Genomic DNA, 20,188 nt, shown 5'->3' with positions numbered 1-20,188 from the left:
AATGGGCATCACCTTTCGCAAGGAAACCTTTCGCGACGACTACACCTTCAGGAACAGCCCGGAGCACATCAGGCGCTTTCCGTTCCCGTTCAACGAAGACGCCTACATGTATGCGGTCAACATCGAGCCGCATGTCGTCGGGCCGAAAGGCTCGGTGCTCGAAAACCTGATCGACGTCGACGAGCACTATGTCGCGGAGATGCAGGACCGCGCCTTGGTGCTGGCCGAGGATCCGCTGCGCTGCCAGTCGCTGCCGCATATGACGCTGGCCGGTTGGGACCTGCTCGAGCTTCTGATGGAACAGCAGGCGCTCGGCTACCCCGAGCATTTCACGCTGGAGCGGAACGGCGATCGCTGGCGCTGGATCAACCGGCCGCTCGGCATCGACGACACCTTCACCTTCGGCGACACCTCGACGCTGCCCTATGGGCCGATGGAATACATCACCCGCCAGAGCCAGGGCGATTTCTGCATCCTCGACCAGCGCGACGGCAATCTGTGGATGGATGCCGGCATGGTCACCACCCAGGCCGACTGGTCGCTCGATTTCGATATCGGCATGAATTTCTTCGAGTGGCACGCGCCGGTGCCGCTGGCGCACGAGAAGGGAATCTTCACCCGCGCGCTGAAATTCCTCACCAACATCCAGCAGGGCAGGCCGGCGCGGCGCCTCAACTGGACGATGACCATCAATCCGCGCCTCGACACCAGCCCCGAGAATTATCACAAATGGGGCCCGGATCGCGCCACCGTCACGCCCGAAAATGTCGGCGAGAAAGTGCATCTGCGCGTCGAACTGCAAAGCTTCTGGCGGCTGCCGCGCTCCAACGCCATCGTCTTCCCCATCCGCTGCTACCTGATCAAGATGGATGAACTGGTCACCCAGCCGAAATGGGCCCGCCGCCTGCACCGCGTCATCCGCGACCTGCCGGAAGAGCTTGCCACCTACAAAGGCTTGACGCGGTATCGGCCGACGCTGGTGGAATGGCTGTCCAAGCTTGATGATGGCAGCCCGACCAGCCCGGGGTTTGGGCCGGACTGAAGACTTGGGTTCCTCGCCCCCGCAAAGCGGGGGAGAGGTGTCCGCGAAGCGGACGGAGAGGGGGTCTTCGTAGGGCGCTCCCCTCTCCGTCTCGGCTTCGCCGAGCCACCTCTCCCCACTATCGTGGGGCGAGGAACCAGGTGCCTCACCCAGCGCTGTTCTGCGGATAGCAGATGATCGACAGATATCGCATCGGCAGCTGCGTCAGCTCTTCCGGTCCGTGCGGCGCGTCGGCGTCGAAGAACAGGCTGTCGCCCGGCTTCATCGGATAGAGATTGTTGCCGTGCCGGTAAACCACCTCGCCTTCGAGCATGTAGAGGAACTCCATGCCCGCATGCTGGAAGGTCGGGAACACATCCGAATTCTCGGTCAGCGTGATGAGATAAGGCTCGACGACGACGCCGCTGGTGTTGGCGCCGATATGTCCGAGCAGATTGTACTGGTGGCCGGCGCGCGTGCCGCGTCGCTCGACATCGACGCCTTCGCCCGCCTTGACGAAGACGGCGCTGTGCTCTTCCTCGAAGCGGCGGAAGAAGGCAGTCACCGGAACGCCCAGCGCCCGCGACAGCGCCTGCAGCGTCGTCAGCGATGGCGAGGTGATGCCGTTCTCGATCTTGGACAGCATGCCGAGCGAGATGTCGGTGGCGGCGGCGAGATCGGCGACGGTGATGCCGAGCTTCTTGCGGAAGGCGCGCACCTCATGGCCGATCGCCACTTCGAGCACCTTCTCGCGCGTGTCGCGGATGGCGTGCGGGTTTTGGGTCAGTGGCGTGCGGATCGAGCGTCCGTCGGCCGAAACGCGTTTCGGCGGCGCCTTGTCCTTTGCGGCCGCAGCGGCGGGCTTTGTGTCAGAAGTCTTGTTCGGCATGTCGCCCCCGAATCCGCGGATTTATTTCACTCTAGGTGAACATATGCGGTGGCGATAGAGGAGCGCAACCGTAAGGGCAAGCCATCGGATGTCGCGGCAATTCTTTATGGCGGTTTCCGTTTTCCGCCCAAATCCGTTCGCGGCAAAGCCCTTGCCCCCAGATGCCTGTTGACAGCACCGAAGACCCAATTACTGTCACTGTGAGTGAAATTTGTTTCGTGAGAGCAATTCCAGGAAAAGTGCCGACCGGTTTTCCGCCCGGAATTGCGTCAAGAGAAAAGTCGAAATCAAAAAAGGAGGCCCGCAATGAAATCTCGTGTCGCCGTCATCGGAGCCGGACCGTCGGGCCTGGCCCAACTCAGGGCCTTCAAGTCCGCCGCCGACAAGGGCGCCGAGATCCCGGAAATCGTCTGCTTCGAGAAGCAGAGCGACTGGGGCGGCCTGTGGAACTACACCTGGCGCACCGGCCTCGACGAGCATGGCGATCCGGTGCACGGCTCGATGTACCGCTATCTGTGGTCGAACGGCCCGAAGGAATGCCTCGAATTCGCCGACTACACTTTCGAGGAACATTTCGGCCGGCCGATCGCCTCCTATCCGCCGCGCGCCGTGCTGTGGGACTACATCAAGGGCCGCGTCGAGAAATCCGGGGTGCGCAAATGGGTGCGGTTCAACACGCCGGTGCGCATGGTCACCTACTCCGACGAGACCGGGAAATTCACCGTCACTGCGCATGACCGCACCAACGACGTCACCTACTCGGAAGAGTTCGACAACGTCGTTGTCGCCTCCGGTCATTTCTCCGTGCCCAACGTGCCCTATTTCGAGGGCTTTTCCACCTTCAACGGGCGCATCCTGCACAGCCACGACTTCCGTGATGCCATGGAATTCAAGGGCAAGGACATCCTGATCATCGGCCGCTCCTATTCGGCCGAGGACATCGGTTCGCAATGCTACAAGTACGGCGCCAAATCGATCACCACCAGCTACCGCTCCAAGCCGATGGGGTTCAAATGGCCGGAGAACTGGAAGGAAGTGCCGCTGCTGCAGAAGGTCGTCGGCAAGACGGCGCATTTCAAGGACGGCAGCACCAAGGATGTCGACGCCATCATCCTGTGCACCGGCTATCTCCATTCCTTCCCCTTCCTGACCGACGATCTGAAGCTCAAGACCGCCAACCGCATGTGGCCGCTGGGTCTCTACGAAGGCGTCGTCTGGGAGAAGAATCCGAAACTGTTCTACATCGGCATGCAGGACCAGTTCTACACCTTCAACATGTTCGATGCGCAGGCCTGGTACGCGCGCGACGTCATCATGGGCCGCATCAAGCTGCCGTCGGCCGAGGCGATGGCCGAGCACAGCGCCAAGTGGCGCGCCCGCGAGGAGACGCTGGAAGACGCCGAGCAGATGATCTGGTTCCAGGGCGACTACACCAAGGAGCTCATGGACCAGACCGATTATCCGGGCTTCGACGTCGAGGCGGTCAACCATACCTTCATGGAGTGGGAGCACCACAAGATGGAAAACATCATGACCTTCCGCGACAACGCCTATCGATCGCTGATGACCGGCACCATGGCACCGGTCCATCATACGCCCTGGCTGCAGGCGCTGGACGATTCCATGGAGAGCTATCTCGAGGTGAAGGGCGTGGCGGCGGAGTAGCGCCGCGCGCCTCCGCCCGCATCCGTCAAGTCAGCAAGGTGGGCGTCTCTCGGGACACCCCACCAGTCTACCAGCACACGTAGCCGCCATCGACGATCAGGTCGAGGCCGGTCACGAAGCTGGAAGCGCGGCTGGCCAGGAACACGGTCGGCCCGACCATTTCCTCCGGCGCCGCCATACGCCCCATCGGCGTATCGCGCTTGAATATCTTAATCTCCTCCGCCACCTCGGGCCGCTTGTTCATCGGCGTCAGCGTGTAGCCCGGGCTGACGACATTGACGCGCAGGCCACGGTCCGCCCACTCCATGGCGAAGCTCTTCGACATGTGGATGACGGCGGCTTTGGAGGAATTGTAATGCGCCTGCGTCAGCCCCCGGTTGACGATGGTGCCCGACATCGAGGCGATGTTGATGATCGAGCCCGCGCGCCGGGGAAGCATGACGCGTGCCTCGGCCTGGCAGGACAGGAACACGCCAGCGACGTTGACCTCGTGCACCTTGCGCCATTTTTCCAGCGGCATGGTCTCGGCCGCTTCCGATCCGGCAATGCCGGCATTGTTGACGGCAATCGTCAGCGCGCCGAGTTCGGCTTCGACCCGATCGATCGCCGCGGCGAGGTCGGTCTCGGACGTCACGCTCCCCGCCAGCACCAGCGCCTTGTGGCCGAGCGCCGTGATCTTGTCGGCAGTCTGCTCCAGTCCGCCGTTCGAGGCATGGCCGAAGCAGGCGACATCGGCGCCGGCCTCGGCAAGCCCGATCGCGATCGCCTGACCGATGCCGCTGCCGGCGCCCGTCACCAGCGCCACGCCGCCGTCCAGTTTGAAAAGATCCATCGCACCCTCCCTGATTGCGGGAGGGTATGCGCTGAATGGCGCCTCGATCAAGCGGCCTGATCTGGCTGGCCGGAGGCCTCGAGGTTCAGAAATAGCCGTCCGACGCCGCAGTCGCTTCCTTGGGGATCTCCACGCCGTCGACCAGGATCTTGTCGACCAGCTCGTGGTGGAAGCAGACCAGCCCCTTGATGCGCTCGGCCTCATGGACCGGCTCGGGATAATACCAGACCAGGTTCTCGTGCCGCTTCTTCGGCGTCGTCACATGGTAGTAGTTGGAGATGCCCTTGTAGGGGCAGCGCGAGATGTAGCGGCTGGGCGCAAACATATCGAGGCGCGTGTCGGAGATCGGCAGGTAGTGCCGAACCGGATGTCCGGTCTCGAACAGGAACACGCCGCGCCGTGAATCGGCCACCTGCTCGCCGTCGAGGATCACCTGCACCCGCCGCGACGAAGGCAGGCAGTCGACGCGGCGGAACGGGTCGCGGGCATGGACGAAGATCTCTTCGTCCTCTTCAAACCAGTGGGTCATCTTCGGCCAGTAGAAGGAGATGTAATCCTGGATCGGCGGACAGCCCTTGACGGGATCGAGATAGCGCCAGGCGCCGTCCTCGACCAGCGTGATTCCGGTGTTGAGCGAATAATGCGTGGCGACACCCTTGAACGGATCTTCCGTCGTCGTGCGGCTGGGCAGCAGGAACTCCTCGCGCACGTCGCTCATCGGGAAGTAATAGACTGGCAGATGGTCGCTCTCCTGGAACACCAGCGCCTTGGTGCTGTCCGCGACGATCATCGGCCCGACCTGCACCCTGATCCGCTTGGGCGAGGGCATGGTGAAGGCGACATAGCCCGGCTCGAACTCGTATTGCACGATGCTGTCGAGGATCGGGAAATGCGGCCCGCGGCCGCGCAGATGGGGCTTGCGAATGGTCGTCGTCCTCTTCTCGTCGTTTGCTGCCGGGCTCTTGCGCGCGGTTATGGTCATGATGCCACCGATACGCGATCGAGCAGCAGGCCGGCGGCGATCGGCGGCACGCCGCCGACAGTCTTGCGCACCGGCACCAGCAGGTCCGGGAAATAGCTAAAGATCACCGGCGTTTCGTCGAGCAGCAGCTTCTGGATGTCGGAAGCGGCCTTGCGCTGGGAATCGAGGTCGAGCGCCTTGAGATAGCCGGTGACGAGCCCGTCATAGGCCGCGTTCTTGAAATGCGCCGCGTTCCACGGCCCGTCGCTGACCAGCGGGCTTTTCAGGAAGACGTTCGGCACGCTGCGATGCGCGTAGTCGGTGATGCCGAGCGGGCTGTCCAGCCAGTCCGACTGTCCGAACACCGCCTTGCCGTAATATTTGTCCTGGTCCTCGATGTTGAGCGAAATGCGCGCGCCGATCTCCTTGGCGAAGTTCTGGAAGAGCTGCGCATAGCCCGGGATGTCGGAATAGCGCAGCGTCGTCAGCGTCATGTCGAAGCCGCTGGCAAGGCCGGCCGCCTCCATCAGCTGCTTGGCCTTGGCGATGTCCTGCGTGCGCTGCGCAATCGAGTTGTCCGTAACCGGGAAGGCCGGCGCGAACGGGCTGTCATTGCCGGTCGCGGCCATGCCGCGGCAGAGTCCGTCGACCAGCTTGGAGCGGTCGATGCACAGAGCCAGCGCCTGGCGCACGCGCTTGTCGGTGAAGGGCGCCATGTCGCAGCGCATATGCAGCTGGCGATGCGCGGTGGAGGCCACGCGCAGCACCGTGATGTCGGGATTGCCGAACACCACCTGGCTGACGTCGAGCGGGATGGCGTCGAGCACGTCGACCTCGCCCGCCTGCAGCGCGAGAATCCGCGGCTGCACATCGCCATAGAACTTGAACTCCAGCCGGTCGGGCAGCGCCTTCTCGCCCCAGTAATCGGCATTGCGCACGAAGGTCGCGCCGACCTTCGGCGTGTAGCTTTCTAGCCGGAACGGACCGGTGCCTTCGAAGGTCTTTTCGTAGTCGCCCTTGTAGCTCGCCGGCAGGATGACGGCGTTGTAATTGTCGATCGACACCGAATAGGGGAAGCTGCCGTTCGGCGCGTCGAGATGGAACTCGACCGTGTGGTCGTCGACCTTGCGCGTGCCGCCCTTCGACAGCAGGCCCTTGAACACCGAGAGAGCGTTGGACGGGCCGTTCGGATCGGCAAGGCGATCGAAGGTCGCCACCACGTCGTCGGCCTTGAAATCCTCGCCATTGTGGAATTTCACGCCCTTGCGCAGCTTGAAGGTCCACACGCTGCCATCGGCATTGGGCGACCAGCTTTCGGCCAGCACCGGCTTCAGCGTCAGGTCGGGCTGCGTCACGCACAGGAACTCGGACGTCTGGAAGGCGAGCTGGTAGCTGCCGCTGTCGTAGAAGGTCACCGGATCGATGGCGCCGCCGGGCACGGCGATGCCGGCGCGCACCGTGCCGCCAGGCTTGCCCTCGGCGCGCGCCTGCGGAGCGCCGAGGCCGACAGCCGAAGCGATGCCGCCGAGGAAGGGCAGCGACAGGCCGAGCACGCTGCCATGGCGCAGGAATTCGCGCCGGCCGATCCTGCCGGCGAGCAATTCGTCGATAGCGGAATTTTCGATTGCGCCAAGTTGCTTGCGGGCGGCGTCGATCGTCGTGAAATGCTTCGGCATGGCGGCATACCTTGTTTGTCGCGGGGGGCTTTGGCATTTAGGCCATTGTTGACCGGGGCCGGAAAGCGATATTTTCTGATCGAAGCCATCGAAGATTTCGATGGCGGTAGCTCAAGGGGCAGGGGGCCATGGACACCGAGAATCTGCGCAGTTTCCTGGAGGTCGCGGCGCATGGCAGCTTCACCGTGGCGGCCCATCGGCTGAACCTCGCCCAGTCGACCGTCAGCGCTCGCATTCGCGGCCTGGAGGAACAGCTGGGGCGAAAACTGTTCGTGCGCGACAGCGACGGAGTCTCACTCACCCAGGCCGGCCGGCAGTTCCTGCCGCATGCCTCGACGATCACCCGCACCTGGGAGCAATCGCGGCAGGACATCGCCGTTCCCGATGGCTACGAGACGCTGCTCAGGCTCACCGCGCCCGCCTATCTGTGGGACAGCATCACCTCGCCCTGGATCGACTGGATGCGCGCGAAGCGGCCGAACGTGGCGCTCAGGCTGGAGGGCAGCTTCCCGGATCTGGCGATCGACCAGATGGCCGAAGGCCTGCTCGACATCTGCATCCTCTATCTGCCCAGGCCGCATCCGGGCATCGTCTATGAGACCTTGGCCGTTGATCAGGTGGTGCTCGTCCAGCATGTCGAGCAGCCCGGATCATGGACCGACAATTACATCCTGATGGACTGGGGGCTGGAGTTCCGCGTCGAGCACGACCGCGCCTTTGCCGGAATGGTGAAGCCGGCGATCTCGGCCGGGCTGGTCTTCATCGGCCTGCAGCACGTCCTGTCGCAGAAGGCGGCCGCCTATCTGCCGCTGAGTGCGGTCAGCACCCATATCCAGCGCGGCGAGTTGAGACGCGTCGAGGACACGCCGGTATTCCAGCGCCCGATCTACCTTGCCTATCCGGAGAACCCTGCCTCTTCCGATGCGCTCAACGTTGCCCTGACGGGCCTGCGTACGCTCGCCAGGAACCTGTCCGGCGATCAGGCCTTCGCGGAAAGCGACCGCGCCTTCAGCATGTTAAAGCATGTCTCCTGAAAGTGGGGGCCGGTTTCAGGATAAAGACATGCGTCAAATCAAAAACCTAAAGCGCATAGCGATCGAAAGATCGCGACGCGCTTTAGGCGCGGCGGCATTCTGATCACGATCACGCCGGCTCCATTGTCTTCGGCTTCTGCAGCTTCGCCAGTTCCGCGTAGGGAATGTGGCAACGGATCGTGTGCCCAGGCTGGGCTTCCGTCAGTTCCGGCTCCTGCGTCTCGCAGATCGCTCCGATCTTGCGCGGACATCTGGTGTGGAAGACGCAGCCCGTCGGCGGGTTGGCGGCGCTCGGGATTTCGCCGTCGAGACGGATGCGCGAGCTCTCCGTCCGGTCGAGTTTTGGAACAGCCGACAGCAGCGCTTCGGTGTAGGGATGATGCGGCCCGGAGAAGACCGCTTCCGACGGCCCGAACTCCATGATGCGGCCGAGATAGAGCACGGCGATCTTGTCGGAGAGGTAGCGCACCACGCCAAGGTCATGCGAGATGAAGATGTAGGAGACATCCTGTTTCGACTGCAGGTCGGCGAGAAGATTGAGGATCGCCGCCTGCACCGACACGTCGAGCGCCGAGGTCGGCTCGTCGCACACCACGATGCGCGGATCGCCGGCAAAGGCGCGCGCGATCGCCACGCGCTGCTTCAGCCCGCCGGACAGCTGACGCGGCTTGACCGCCAGATGCCGGTCGGTGAGCCGCACCGAGCGGACCAGCTCTTCGAGGCGCGCGTCCAGTTTCTTGCCGGTGAGCCCGCCCAGCCGTTTCAGGGCGCGGCTGAGGATATGCCGGATCGAATGCGAGCGGTTGAGCGCGGAGTCCGGATTTTGGAAGACGATCTGCACCGACTTGACCTGATCCTCCGAGCGGCTGGCAAGCCGTGGCGCCAGCTTCTTGCCCTCCAGCTCGATCGAGCCGCCGTCGTCGGGCGCAACGAGGCCGAGCAGCAGCCTCGCGAAGGTCGTCTTGCCGCTGCCGGATTCGCCGACCAGGCCGAGCGTCTCGCCGGGCCGCAGGCTGACCGAGACATCCTTCACCGCCCGCAGCGGGCGGCCGCGGCTGGCATAGGTCTTGTTCAGCCCTTCGACCTGCAGCACCGGCGGCGCCTGCTTCGGTGCGACGGCAGCGATCTCGGCGGGTGTCGCGCGCGGCAGCGACTGCGCCTTGTCATGGTAGTGGCAGCGCGACAACCGGCCGTCGCCGAGATCGTAGAGCGGCGGCGGCTCGGCGCGGCAGCGTTCGGTGGCCAGCGCACAACGGTCGGCGAAGGCGCAGCCGACGATATTGGCGCCGATGCCGGGCAGGAAGCCGGGGATGGTGTCGAGCCGGCCCTGGTCCTTGCGCTGGCCGCCGCGCGGCAGGCAACGCAGCAGCGCCACCGTGTAGGGATGGCGCGGATCGTTGAAAACGTCCTTGGTCGTGCCTTCCTCGACCAGCATGCCGGCATAGAGCACGCCGACGCGGTCGCACATGTTGGCGACCACGGCGAGGTTGTGGCTGATGAACAGGATCGAGGCCGACAGCTCGCGCCGCAGCTGGCCGATCAGGTCGAGCACTTCGGCTTCCACCGTGGCGTCGAGACCGGTGGTCGGCTCGTCGAGGATCAGCATCGAGGGGTCGTTGGCCAAAGCCATGGCGATCGCCACGCGCTGCTGCATGCCGCCGGAGAGCTGATGCGGATAGCGCTGCATGACGCTTGCCGGATCGGAGATGCGCACCCGGTTCAGCATGGCGAGCGCCTTGTCTTCAGCCGCCTGTCCGCTGATGCCGGCAAGCTCGAAGATCTCGGTCAATTGCCGGCCGATGCGCAGCGACGGGTTCAGCGCCTTGCCGGGGTCCTGGTAGACCATCGACACGCTGTCCGCGCGGGCACGCCGCAGCGCCTCGCTATCGAGCTTCATCACATCCTTGCCGTCGAGCGCGATCGAGCCGCCGGTGATCGAGCCATTGCGCGGCAGGTAGCGCACGACGGAAAGCGCCACGGTGGATTTGCCGCAGCCGGATTCGCCGACCAGCCCGTAGGCTTCGCCGGCCTTGATGGTCAGGTTGACGTTGCGCAGCACCGCGCGGTCGCGGCGGCCGACGCGATAGGCGACCGAGAGGTCTTTGAGTGTTAGCGCGTTGGCGGTTTGGCTAGTCATTGAACGCTCCATGCACGCCGTCGGCCACCAAATTGACGCCGATCACCAGCGAGGCGATGGCCAGCGCATCGAACAGCACCGTCCACCAGAAGCCGCCGCCGATCATGCCGTAATTGGAGGAGATCGACAGGCCCCAGTCAGGCGAGGGCGGTTGGATGCCGAAGCCCATGAAGGAAAGCGTGGCCACCGCGAAGATGGCGTAGCCCAGCCGCACCGTCGTCTCGACCAGGATCGGCGGGATGACGTTGGGCAGGATCTCGAAGAACATCGTGTGCAGCGCGCCTTCATGGCGCAGCTTGGCCGCGGCGACATAGTCGAGCTCGCGTTCGGCGAGCACCGCCGAGCGCACCGTGCGGGCGATGATCGGCGCGAAGCTCAGGCCGATGACGACGATGACGGTGATCTTCGAGGTGCCGAGCGCGACGATGGCAAGCAGCGCGATGATCACCACCGGGATCGCCATGAAGGCTTCCAGCACGCGGCTGACGATGTCGTCGACGATGCCGCGGAAATAGCCGATGACGAGGCCGAGCGCGGTGCCGGCTATGGTGGCCAGGATCGTGGCCAAAGGCGCCACGGTCAGGATGTCGCGGGAACCGACGATGACGCGCGAGAACGCGTCGCGGCCGAGCTGGTCGGTGCCGAACCAGTGGTCGGCCGATGGCGGCGCAAGCGTGTTGATGATGTCGGCGTCGAGAGGATCGTAGGGCACGAAATGTTCCCCGAACAGCGCGCAGATGACCCAGAACAGCAGTATGCCCAGGCCTCAGGAACGTGGGGGACCTCACGAGCGAATGCAGCACCTCGCCCCAGGGGCTGCGCCGCGCGACAGTATCCGGGACCGCGGGAAGGGATGGGCTGTCCGTCGCGCTCATTGCTCTGCCCCCAGCCGAATGCGCGGATTGAGCACGGAATAGAGGAAGTCGGCGGCCAAGGTCGCCACCGCATAGACGATGCCGATGGTGAGAATGCCGGCTTCCAGCATCGGAAAATCCTTGCCGCGCGCGGCGGTGAAGATCAGCGAGCCGATGCCCTGGTAGCGGAACAGCGTCTCGATCACCACCAGGCCGCCGATCAGATAGCCAGTCTGGGTGGCGATCACCGTGATGGTGGGCAACAGCGCGTTGCGCAGCACATGGCGCCAGATCACCGTTCGCCACGGCAGGCCCTTGAGCACGGCTGTGCGCGTATAGTCGGAATCGAGCGCCTCGATCATGCCGGACCGCGCCATGCGCGCAATATAGCCGAACAGCACCAAAAACAGCGGCAGCGAGGGCAGGATAAGGTAGTAGATCTGGGTGAAGAAGCCAGCGCCTTTCGGCCATGCGGCGGCGATCGGCAGCCAGCGCAGCCACACCCCGAAGATCAGGATCAGGATGATGCCGGTGACGAATTCCGGCAGCACCGTCACCGACAGGCCGCCGAGGCTGATGATGCGGTCGAGCGGCCGGTTGAGGTTGAGCGCGGCAATGACGCCGCCCAGAATGCCGATCGGCACCACCAGCACGAAGGCGATCAATGCCAGCTTCAGCGAATTGCCCAGAGCATCGATGACGAAGGGGGCGACCGGCGCGCGGAAAATGTAGGATGTGCCCATGTCGCCATGCAGGAAATTCCAGATCCAGGTCCCGTATTGGACGAGCAGCGGCCGGTCGACGCCGAGCGAATGGTTGAGCGCGTCGACGGCGCGCTGATCGGCGAACGGCCCCAATATGGCGCGACCGACATTGCCCGGCAGCACCTGGCCGCCGAGGAAGACCATGACGCTGAGCAGAAACAGCGTGACGAGCGACAGAGCCAGGCGCCGGACGAGGAAGACGAGGATGGCGAATACTCCTATTGGAGCCGGCTCTCCGTGGAGAGCCGGCTGTCAGGGATATGCTTGTTCGCTCTCGTCAGGCCTTCGACGCCTTGTCGAGGAACAGCTGCGACATGGCGGTGGGCTGCACGCCCGTCACGCCTTTCGCCGTCGCCGTCAGGTAATCGTAGAAATAGCCGAAGACCACCGGCGTTTCCTCGAGCAGCAGTTTCTGGATCTTGCCGGCGGTGGCCTTCTGCGCCTCGAGGTCGAGGGCCGCGATATAGCTCGCCGCCATCTGGTCGTAGTCCTTGTTCTTGAAGTGGGCGGCATTCCAGGTGCCGTCGCTCTTCAAGGGAGCCGCCAGATAGACATTGGGCACGCCGCGGTGGCCGTAGTCGGTGATGCCCATCGCCGAATCCAGCCAGTTCGACTTGCCGAACACGGCATCGCCGTAATAGGCGCCCTGGTCGAGGATGTTGAGCTCGAGCTCGATGCCGATTTCCTTGACCCAGTTCTGGATGAGCTGGGCGTATTCCGGGATTTCCAGATAGCGCTCGGTGGTGAGCGTCATCTTGAAGCCCTGGGCGAGTCCGGCCGCTTCCATCAGCTGCTTGGCCTGGGCGATGTCCTGCTTGCGCTGCGGCACGCTGGTGTCTGTCGAGGGGTAGACGGCGGCGAACGGGCTGTCGTTACCGAGTGCCGCGCGTCCCTTCATCAGGCCGGCGGCGAGCTTCTCGCGGTCGAGGCAGAGCGCGATGGCGCGGCGCACGCGCGCGTCCTTCGTCGGGCCCTCGTCGCAGTGCATATGCAGCTGCTGATGCGCCGATGACTTCAGGCTGATGATCTCGAAATTCGGATCGTTGAGGAGCGCAACGCCGGCCAGTACCGGCATCTGGTTGATGATGTCGATCTGGCCGCCCTGCAGCGCCAGGATTTGCGGCTGGATATCGGTAAAGAAGGTGAACTCCGTGCGGTCCGGCAGGGCCTTGTCGCCCCAGTAGTCGTCGTTGCGCACGAAGGAGGCGCCGACCTTGGGCGTGTATTTTTCCAGCTTGAACGGACCGGTGCCGTCGAAGCTCTTCTCGTAGTCGCCCTTGTAGCTCGCCGGGATGATGACGGCGTTGTAGTTGTCGGACGACACCATATAGGGGAAGTTGCCGTTCGGCGCATCGAGATGGAATTCGACCGTGTAGTCGTCGACCTTCTTGGTGTTGCCCTTCTGCAGGATGCCGCTGAACACCGACAATGCATTGGACGAATTAGCCGGATCGGCGAGCCGGTCGATGCTGGCCACCACGTCTTCGGCCTTCATCTCGCCGCCCGAGTGGAACTTGACGCCCTTGCGCAGCGTGAAGGTCCATACCGTGCCGTCGGCGTTCGGCTTCCAGCTTTCCGCCAGCGCCGGCTTCAGCACCAGGTCCGGGCCGTCGACGCAAAGAAATTCTGCCACTTGCTGCATGACGAGCAGGCCGCCGGCGTCGGCGATGGTGACAGGATCGATCGCCGCGGCCGGCACGCTGCTGCCGACGCGAATAGTGCCGCCGGCAGCACCTGCGGCGCGAGCGAGCGAGGGTGCTGCGCCGAAGCCGGCGGCCATGCCGATGCGGCCGAGCAGCGGCAGCGACAGGCCGAGCAGGCTGCCGTGGCGGACGAATTCGCGGCGGCTGAGGCGGCCGTCGACAAGGCCGTCGATCAGATGGTTTTCGAGGGGCGTGCGGCCACGCCGCAGCAGATCGAGAATGCGATGGTTCTTGCTCATGGGTCTATGCCCTTTCCCCAGTTGTTGTGGTTGGCGAGTGCATTCAGGTGACGAGTTCCGTGGAGTTCTCCTGTTCCAGGCCTCATCAGTATCGGTCGATATACAGTAGCATGCGGTTCCGACCGATCCATCCGCCGTTGGGACGGAAAAGTCAGATTTTCTTGATGAATTGTCTGTCGGCCAGGCGACTTGTGGCCGCCTTTTTCCGGATAGGTCCTGCTGGCTTTTCGACATCCTCCTAGTTCAGCGGCAGTCTGCGGTAGGTCCCGGGTTTTTCCGGGTCGTGATATTTGTTGCAGGGGCCGTTCTCGACGAAATCGCGATGGCAGGCGGCGAGCCTTTCTTGCGACAGCGTGACCCCGAGGCCGTGGCCTTCCGGCACCGGCACGGTGTTGTTGTTGGGCGCGAACGGGCCTTCCTCGATGATGTCCATCGGCTGCATGCGAAACAGCGACTGGTTGGGCTCCCTGATCCAGCCGAGCGCGGCGCACAGATGCAGGTAGCAGGCGCTGCCGATGCCGGTGTCGCCGCTGTAGCACCAGTAGTCGATGCCGGCATGCTCGCAGGCGCCGACGAAGCGCAGCATGCGGTTGATGCCGCCATGTGCCGTCGGGTTGCCGACGAAGGCGTCCGGCACCTTGAGCTCCATGGCGCGCGCGATGTCGATGTTGTGGGTCGAGAATGGGATCGAAGTGTGACGACGCAGCTCGCGCATCTCCTCGATGGTCGCGACCGGGTCCTCCCAGTTGCGCACGCCGAGCTCCTCCAGCGGCCGCGCCAATTGCCTGGCGGTGGTCAGCGAATAGGCCTGGTTGGAATCGATGCGGATCATCGCCTCGCCGCCGAGCTTCCTGCGGATCAGCTCGACCATCTTCATCGAAATTTTCGGATCATGCGTCGAGAACTTGCCTTCGAAGAAGGTCGTGCCGTGGCGCTCGTGGAGCTCGAGGCAATAGTCGGCGACTTCTTCCGGTGTCTTCTCGCCCTTGACCCTGGCGCCATCGCCGCGCAGCGAGAAATAATCGGTGAAGGGGATGTCCTTGCGCACCGCGCCGCCGAGCAATTGATAGAGCGGCTGCTTCCACGCCTTGCCGCGCAGGTCCCACAGCGCCATCTCGATGGCGCCGAAGGCCATGATGCGGGTGCGGTCGTTGATCGACTGCACGCCGCTCCAGAAGGGCAGGCAGACTTCCTCCGCCCCGGCGATGTCGAAGGCGTCACGGCCAACAAGCCTCGGCGCCAGCACGTCGTTGATGACGGCCGCCGCGCCCGGCGTCGGCGCCTCGCCGATGCCGACAAGCCCGTCCTCGGTCTCGACCTCGACGATGGTCGGCGAGAAGCCGTCGAGCTCGCCGAAGACCCAGACATAAGGGGCCTCTAGTCGGTAGTTGATCGGGGTTGCCTTGACGCGCCTGATCTTCATGTCAGTCGATCTCGAAGAAGGGTTCGCCGAGCAGGCCCGGATCCACGTCGATGCCGAGGCCGGGGCCGTCGGGAATGCCCATATGGCTGCCGGTCACCGGTGGCGCGTTCCTTGCCGTGCGCACCGTGACCCATTCGTGGAAGGCGATGGCATGCAGCCGGCGCTCCGCCGGCGTCGACATCGACAGATGCGCCATGGCGGCGGTGTCGATCTCGGCGCCGCCTGTGTCCTCGACCGTGATCATGAAGCCGAGGTCCACGGCGACGTCGCGGATCAGCCGTGTCTGTGTCACGCCGCCGAGCCGTGAGATCTTCAGCGTCAGCCCATCGGCGGCACCTCGGCGGTGGATTTCCAGCATCTCGCCGAGCGACGTGACGGATTCGTCCAGCACCATCGGCTTGTCGAGCATGCGGCGCACCGACATGTTCTCATCCAGCGTCGTGCAGGGCTGCTCGAACGTGTAGTCGATGCCTCGCGTGGCGTCGGCGAACTGGCGCGCCTGGTAGGGCGTCCAGCCGGCATTGGCGTCGCAGAAGATCACCGTGCCCTTCGGCACCGCGGCGGCCACCGTCGTCACTCGCTCGATATCGTCATGCACATTGCCGCCGACCTTGACTTGCAGGCGGCGGCAGCCTTCGGCGATGATCCTTTTGGCAAGTGCGGCCATCTGATCGAGCGTGCCGTGGGTGACGACTCGGTAGGTCTCCGCCATGTCGCTTTCGCGCCCGCCAAGCATGGTCACCAGCGGCACGTCGGCCGCCCGCGCCGCCAGGTCCCAGCACGCCATGTCGAGCGCCGACTTGATATAGGGGTGGCCCTTGAACACCGTGTCCATCAGCCTGCCGATGCCGGCAAATCCGCGCGGATCCTGACCGATGAGATGCGGTGCGATTTCCGGCACGCCCACGCGCGCTCCCGCCGGGAAGGCGGCCGAATAGAAATTGCCGAGCGGCGCCATCTCGCCCCAGCCGGTCACGCCGCTGTCGGAGGTGATGGCGACGATCACCGCATCGAAGCAGTCGGCGACGCGTCCCTTGGACATGCGGTAAGGCCCGTCCACGAAGGGCTGGACCACACGGTAGGCCTTGATGCTCTTGATCTTCACTTTGCTGTCGTCCGCGTCTGTCAGTTCTTCGATGCGCGCTTCTCGAGGCCGCGCGCGTAGGAAAGCAGCTCCTCGAAATCGAGATCGATATGCTCGCGCGCATGGCGCTGGGCGGCGCGCATGTCGGCGCCTTTGAGCAGCGCTACATAGGTTTCGTGCACATCCTCGGCCGGCACCGGCTCGTTGCGCGCCCGCTGATGCAGGGCGAAGTACATCTGCAGCCGGCTCGTCAGCCGCTGCCAGGTCTCAAGCAGCACCGAATTGTCGGCCCACTCATAGATCAGCCCATGCAGTTGCAGCGCCGTCTCGATCTGGCGCGTGGTGTCCACCGCCCGCGTCGCCTGCTTCACCGCCTCGTGGCGGCGGTCCAGTTCATCGAAGAAGCGTGGGTCGCGCTGCGGCCAGGCGAGTTCGATAGCGAATTCATCGAGCACCTTGTTGAGCGAATAGGCGTCGATGATGTCCTTGGCGGTGACGTCGATGACGAAGGTTCCGGCATAGGGGATGCTGGTCAGGATGCCTTCCTGCACCAGCTCGCGCATCGCCTCGCGCAGCGGCGCGCGGCTCACCCGCATCTGCTCCGAAATCCTGAGCTCGTTGAGCTTCTGCCCCGGTTCCAGCTGTCCGGTCAGGATGGCACGCCTGAGCAGGGCGACGATCTCCGCCCTGCGCGTCGTATCCGCGATCGGACCGAAATCCAGCTTTGCCATAGGTCGACCCCCGGGAGGAATTTCTGCCAGACAAGCAGATTGTCGACAATCTAACAAGAGCTTTTTAACTGGGATCGGCGGGTTGTGAAGACTGTTTCGAAATTCGCTCCGGCGAGTCTCAAGCCGCTCGTCCGTAGAAGCCGATCCGCTCCTCGTCGGTGAACATCACGCCGGGGCGCTCGTAGTAGGAGAACACCGCGATCATGCGCTCGCGATTGCCCTCGACAGTGGTGACGCGATGCGCGGTGTTCTTGCCGCGGAAGACGTTCAGCGTGCCGGGATTGATGCGCAGGATCTTCGCTTCGGGATCCCGCCCCTCGAGCAGCTTGGCGACGCCCTCATAGTTCGGGTCGCTGTCCGAGCGCAGGTCGGTGCGGTATTCGAAATCGCCGCCGCGCTCGGGCGCCTGCAGCAAAAGCGTCGTGGTGAATTCCGAGCGATCGAAATGCCAGTTGAGCCCTTCGCCGGCGCGGTAGCCCATGACATTGGCGCGGGCCAGCGGATCCTGCATGACATGCAATTGCGGCTTGTCCATCGTCGCCGCCAGGAACCGCACCAGCGGCTCGTATTCGTAGATCGATAAAACGGTGCTGCTCGGGATCTGGTCGGCGCAGACCGTATGGCTGATCGTCTCGACCTTGCGCAGCGCCGGATGGTCCGGTGCGAGTTCCGGAATCGACGGCTTGAAGTAGATGTTGTGCATGCGCTTGTGGACATGCGAGCGCGTGTCCATCACCGGCCGGATTTCGGCGACGGCCTTCTCGGCGATACCGGGGCGCAGAAACCCTTCCAGGTTGAACATGCCGTTGGCCGCGAGCGCCGCCTTGGACTTGTCCACCAGCCGCTGCCATTCGGCACTGCCTTCGCGGTTCAGCGGATAGCGGTCCAGGTCGAGAATGGTTTCGATCATTGCGTCCTCCAAAATCCGAAGCCACTACACCGCAAGGAAAACTTTGCCGCAACGCGGAAAATTGTTAGGCTCCGCTAAGAAAATCTTTCGAGGGCAAAACGTGGAAAAGCTTCCACCTTTGAACGCGATGCGGGCCTTCGAGGTCGCGGCCCGCGCCGGCTCCTTCACGCTCGCCGCCGGCGAGCTTGGCGTCTCCTCGGCAGCGGTCAGCCAGCAGATCCGCAACTTGGAAGACTGGTTCGGCAAGCAGCTCTTCGTGCGCAACGGCAACCGCATCGCGCTGACCGATGCCGGCCACGCCATCTATCCGCAGACGGCGCATGCGCTGGGCGAGATCGCGGCGGTCGGCCGGCGCATGCTGGAAGGCGGCTTGCGCACGCGCCTCGTGGTGAGCGTGCCGTTCTCGCTTGCCGAGCTTTGGCTGGCGCCAAGGCTGGCGGTGCTGCTCGACGGCTTTCCGCACATGGCGATCGATGTCCGGGTCGAGGACGATCCCGTCGACGTGGTGCGCCAGAACATCGATCTGCGCATCAGCTACGGCGATTACCACTATCCGGCGCTGAAAATGGTCAGGCTCGTCCATGACGAGGTGCTGCCGGTCGCAGCCCCTGAGTTCTGGCAACAATACGGGAACGGGTCGCCCACCCTCGCCGGTATGCATGAGAGCCACTTCATTCACACCAACTGGGGTCCCAACTACGCCTCGCATCCGAGCTGGGCGGATTGGTTCGCCGCCGCCGGGGGCAACCGCGCGCCCGACCCGTCGCATGGCCGCCGTGTCGGCCTGTCCAGCCTGGCGATCGGCGCAGCGCGGCTGGGGCTGGGGATAGCGCTCAGCCAATGGATCATGGCGAGCGCCGATCTCGAAGCCGGCCGATTGATCGCGTTATCATCCGTCTCCGTCCGCCTCGGCCAGCCCTATTGCGCCTTCATGCTGCCGGCGAAGGCGGAACGCGCCGGCATTGCCGGCCTGGTCGAATTGCTGGCGAGCAGCCCCGGCAGGCCCCGTACGGAACCGGCATCGGGAACCGACTGAACCCCCATAGCAAAACGGCGCCCTCGACGTGGGAGTCGAGGGCACCGTCGGACCGGAAACTGATGGGGGTTATCAGCTGGCCGGTTTCGGTTGCGGCAAGGGAGAAACCGGCATTCCGGGTCCGATCTTCTGCAGATTGCCCGTGATCACCTGGTCGGTCTCGGAAATGCCGGAGGTCACGGAAATCAGGTCGCCGTCGGTCGGCCCAAGCGACACCAGCTTCTGATCGACGGTGTTGCCCTTGCCGATGACATAGAGGTACTTGCCGAGCTGGCTGGAACCCAGCGCCACCTGCGGCACCATCAGCGTGTTGGGCTGCTCCTTCACATGCAGCCGCACCCGCACATATTGCCCGGGCAGCAGCGTGAACTTGGCGTTGCCGATCGTGGCGCGCGCCGTGATCGTGCCGGTCGAATGGTCGATCGTGTTGTCGATGAAGGTCAGCTCACCCTTCTGGCTGGGCTTGGTCTCGCCGGGCAGGAGCACGTCGACGGCGATCGGACCGTTGGCCTTCGCCTGCTCGATCTGCACGAGATCGGTCTCGCTGGGATTGAAGGTCACATAGATCGGGTCGAGCTGCACCAGCGTGTTGAGCACCGTGCCGGCGACGCTGACCAGCGTGCCGACCGAAGCCTGGTTGCGGCCGATCCGGCCCGAGAAGGGCGCCTTGATCTCGGCATAGCCAAGGTTGAGCTCGGCGGTCCGCACCGCCGCCTGGTCGACGGCAAGGGCGGCCTGCGCAGCGCGAAGATTACTGGTGCGCTGGTCGAAGCTGTCCTTGTCGAGATAGCCGGCCTTGGCGAGGTCGGTGCCGCGGCCGAGATTGGACCTTGCATATTCGAGCGTCGCGGTATCGCGCTGCACCTGCGCCTTCGCCTGGTCGAGCGCGGCCTGATAATCCTCCGGCGCGATCCGGTAGAGCAGGTCGCCCTGCTTGACGTCGCTGCCGTCGGCCGCGGTCTGCTCCTGCAGATAGCCCGGCACGCGCGCCTGCAGCGTGACGCTGCGGATCGACTCCACCCGCGCGGCATAGTCGAGATAGATCGGCAGCGTCTTCTTTACGACATTCACCACCGGCACCGGCATGACGAAGGCCGCCGGGGCGGGCGCCGCGCCCGCCGTGCCGCCGCCGAGATAGCCCGGATTCAGCAGGTGGACGCTTGCAACCGACACTGCGCCCACCGCGACGGCGGCGCCCAAAGCGATTTTCCATCTACGCATTTTGATCT

The 20,188-nt window shown here is 64.2% G+C and carries 16 protein-coding genes and 1 pseudogene; 4 read left to right on the top strand and 13 right to left on the bottom strand.

Features of this window, described 5'->3' with window-relative positions; translation table 11 throughout:
* The first annotated feature begins 1 nt into the window (after nt 1).
* Nucleotides 2–1,042 carry a DUF3445 domain-containing protein gene (locus EJ069_RS17260; protein ID WP_126062323.1) on the top strand — a complete coding sequence of 347 codons (1,041 nt, stop codon included), beginning with the start codon at nt 2–4 and terminating at the stop codon, nt 1,040–1,042.
* 145 nt (nt 1,043–1,187) lie between these two features.
* On the opposite strand, the gene EJ069_RS17255 is transcribed toward EJ069_RS17260, so the two are convergent.
* Nucleotides 1,188–1,910, bottom strand: coding sequence for an XRE family transcriptional regulator (locus EJ069_RS17255; protein WP_126062322.1), 723 nt, complete (start codon nt 1,908–1,910; stop codon nt 1,188–1,190).
* Nucleotides 1,911–2,216: 306 nt separating this feature from the next.
* Here EJ069_RS17255 and EJ069_RS17250 point away from each other — a divergent pair, with 306 nt between their 5' ends.
* Complete coding sequence (locus tag EJ069_RS17250; protein WP_126062321.1) at nt 2,217–3,575, top strand: NAD(P)/FAD-dependent oxidoreductase; 1,359 nt, start codon at nt 2,217–2,219, stop codon at nt 3,573–3,575.
* 67 nt (nt 3,576–3,642) lie between these two features.
* On the opposite strand, the gene EJ069_RS17245 is transcribed toward EJ069_RS17250, so the two are convergent.
* The 3 genes from EJ069_RS17245 to EJ069_RS17235 form a co-directional block, all read right to left on the bottom strand.
* Nucleotides 3,643–4,407, bottom strand: coding sequence for an SDR family oxidoreductase (locus tag EJ069_RS17245; RefSeq protein ID WP_126062320.1), 765 nt, complete (start codon nt 4,405–4,407; stop codon nt 3,643–3,645).
* 85 nt (nt 4,408–4,492) lie between these two features.
* Nucleotides 4,493–5,389 carry a DUF427 domain-containing protein gene (locus EJ069_RS17240; protein ID WP_126062319.1) on the bottom strand — a complete coding sequence of 299 codons (897 nt, stop codon included), beginning with the start codon at nt 5,387–5,389 and terminating at the stop codon, nt 4,493–4,495.
* Nucleotides 5,386–7,044, bottom strand: coding sequence for an ABC transporter substrate-binding protein (locus EJ069_RS17235; RefSeq protein WP_126062318.1), 1,659 nt, complete (start codon nt 7,042–7,044; stop codon nt 5,386–5,388). The genes EJ069_RS17240 and EJ069_RS17235 overlap by 4 nt, the downstream gene beginning before the upstream one ends.
* A gap of 128 nt (nt 7,045–7,172) precedes the next feature.
* Between EJ069_RS17235 and EJ069_RS17230 the strand changes: the two genes are divergently transcribed.
* Nucleotides 7,173–8,078 (top strand): LysR family transcriptional regulator, encoded by a 906-nt coding sequence (locus tag EJ069_RS17230; protein ID WP_126062317.1) that lies wholly within the window; start codon nt 7,173–7,175, stop codon nt 8,076–8,078.
* Between the two features lie 109 nt (nt 8,079–8,187).
* Here the strand turns inward: EJ069_RS17230 and EJ069_RS17225 are convergent, their stop codons facing one another.
* The 8 genes and pseudogenes from EJ069_RS17225 to EJ069_RS17190 all read right to left on the bottom strand — a co-directional run bounded on the left by EJ069_RS17225 (nt 8,188) and on the right by EJ069_RS17190 (nt 17,923).
* Nucleotides 8,188–10,215: an ABC transporter ATP-binding protein gene (locus tag EJ069_RS17225; RefSeq protein ID WP_189475853.1), complete on the bottom strand. Its 2,028-nt coding sequence runs from the start codon at nt 10,213–10,215 to the stop codon at nt 8,188–8,190.
* Nucleotides 10,208–11,090: pseudogene (locus tag EJ069_RS17220) on the bottom strand (ABC transporter permease). Before EJ069_RS17220 ends, EJ069_RS17225 begins: the two are co-directional and overlap by 8 nt.
* Nucleotides 11,087–12,040 carry an ABC transporter permease gene (locus EJ069_RS17215; protein WP_108703019.1) on the bottom strand — a complete coding sequence of 318 codons (954 nt, stop codon included), beginning with the start codon at nt 12,038–12,040 and terminating at the stop codon, nt 11,087–11,089. The pseudogene EJ069_RS17220 and the gene EJ069_RS17215 overlap by 4 nt, the downstream one beginning before the upstream one ends.
* A gap of 70 nt (nt 12,041–12,110) precedes the next feature.
* Nucleotides 12,111–13,775 carry an ABC transporter substrate-binding protein gene (locus EJ069_RS17210; RefSeq protein ID WP_126062314.1) on the bottom strand — a complete coding sequence of 555 codons (1,665 nt, stop codon included), beginning with the start codon at nt 13,773–13,775 and terminating at the stop codon, nt 12,111–12,113.
* Between the two features lie 238 nt (nt 13,776–14,013).
* The gene (locus EJ069_RS17205; protein ID WP_126062313.1) at nt 14,014–15,198 is read right to left on the bottom strand and encodes a mandelate racemase/muconate lactonizing enzyme family protein; all 1,185 of its coding nucleotides are present in this window, start codon (nt 15,196–15,198) and stop codon (nt 14,014–14,016) included.
* Between the two features lies 1 nt (nt 15,199).
* Complete coding sequence (locus EJ069_RS17200; RefSeq protein WP_126062312.1) at nt 15,200–16,303, bottom strand: mandelate racemase/muconate lactonizing enzyme family protein; 1,104 nt, start codon at nt 16,301–16,303, stop codon at nt 15,200–15,202.
* A gap of 20 nt (nt 16,304–16,323) precedes the next feature.
* The gene (locus EJ069_RS17195; protein ID WP_126062311.1) at nt 16,324–17,013 is read right to left on the bottom strand and encodes a GntR family transcriptional regulator; all 690 of its coding nucleotides are present in this window, start codon (nt 17,011–17,013) and stop codon (nt 16,324–16,326) included.
* 118 nt (nt 17,014–17,131) lie between these two features.
* Complete coding sequence (locus EJ069_RS17190; RefSeq protein ID WP_245456150.1) at nt 17,132–17,923, bottom strand: 2OG-Fe(II) oxygenase; 792 nt, start codon at nt 17,921–17,923, stop codon at nt 17,132–17,134.
* 100 nt (nt 17,924–18,023) lie between these two features.
* Between EJ069_RS17190 and EJ069_RS17185 the strand changes: the two genes are divergently transcribed.
* On the top strand, nt 18,024–18,959 hold the full coding sequence (locus tag EJ069_RS17185) for a LysR substrate-binding domain-containing protein (protein ID WP_126062310.1): 936 nt from the start codon (nt 18,024–18,026) through the stop codon (nt 18,957–18,959).
* Between the two features lie 72 nt (nt 18,960–19,031).
* On the opposite strand, the gene EJ069_RS17180 is transcribed toward EJ069_RS17185, so the two are convergent.
* Nucleotides 19,032–20,180 carry an efflux RND transporter periplasmic adaptor subunit gene (locus tag EJ069_RS17180; RefSeq protein ID WP_126062309.1) on the bottom strand — a complete coding sequence of 383 codons (1,149 nt, stop codon included), beginning with the start codon at nt 20,178–20,180 and terminating at the stop codon, nt 19,032–19,034.
* Between the last annotated feature and the right edge of the window lie 8 nt (nt 20,181–20,188).

The sequence above is a fragment of the Mesorhizobium sp. M2A.F.Ca.ET.043.05.1.1 genome (assembly GCF_003952445.1).
Lineage (GTDB): Bacteria > Pseudomonadota > Alphaproteobacteria > Rhizobiales > Rhizobiaceae > Mesorhizobium.
The sequence above is the reverse complement of the archived record's forward strand: the minus strand, read 5'-3'. Positions and strand labels throughout refer to the sequence as shown.

Bases quoted from the DNA above. Each gene is read 5' to 3' on its own strand.
- EJ069_RS17240 (WP_126062319.1), bottom strand. From the start codon at position 5,389: ATGACCATAACCGCGCGCAAGAGCCCGGCAGCAAACGACGAGAAGAGG.
- EJ069_RS17230 (WP_126062317.1), top strand. From the start codon at position 7,173: ATGGACACCGAGAATCTGCGCAGTTTCCTGGAGGTCGCGGCGCATGGC.
- EJ069_RS17180 (WP_126062309.1), bottom strand. From the start codon at position 20,180: ATGCGTAGATGGAAAATCGCTTTGGGCGCCGCCGTCGCGGTGGGCGCA.
- EJ069_RS17235 (WP_126062318.1), bottom strand. From the start codon at position 7,044: ATGCCGAAGCATTTCACGACGATCGACGCCGCCCGCAAGCAACTTGGC.
- EJ069_RS17225 (WP_189475853.1), bottom strand. From the start codon at position 10,215: ATGACTAGCCAAACCGCCAACGCGCTAACACTCAAAGACCTCTCGGTC.
- EJ069_RS17260 (WP_126062323.1), top strand. From the start codon at position 2: ATGGGCATCACCTTTCGCAAGGAAACCTTTCGCGACGACTACACCTTC.
- EJ069_RS17255 (WP_126062322.1), bottom strand. From the start codon at position 1,910: ATGCCGAACAAGACTTCTGACACAAAGCCCGCCGCTGCGGCCGCAAAG.
- EJ069_RS17205 (WP_126062313.1), bottom strand. From the start codon at position 15,198: ATGAAGATCAGGCGCGTCAAGGCAACCCCGATCAACTACCGACTAGAG.
- EJ069_RS17195 (WP_126062311.1), bottom strand. From the start codon at position 17,013: ATGGCAAAGCTGGATTTCGGTCCGATCGCGGATACGACGCGCAGGGCG.
- EJ069_RS17250 (WP_126062321.1), top strand. From the start codon at position 2,217: ATGAAATCTCGTGTCGCCGTCATCGGAGCCGGACCGTCGGGCCTGGCC.
- EJ069_RS17245 (WP_126062320.1), bottom strand. From the start codon at position 4,407: ATGGATCTTTTCAAACTGGACGGCGGCGTGGCGCTGGTGACGGGCGCC.
- EJ069_RS17210 (WP_126062314.1), bottom strand. From the start codon at position 13,775: ATGAGCAAGAACCATCGCATTCTCGATCTGCTGCGGCGTGGCCGCACG.
- EJ069_RS17190 (WP_245456150.1), bottom strand. From the start codon at position 17,923: ATGATCGAAACCATTCTCGACCTGGACCGCTATCCGCTGAACCGCGAA.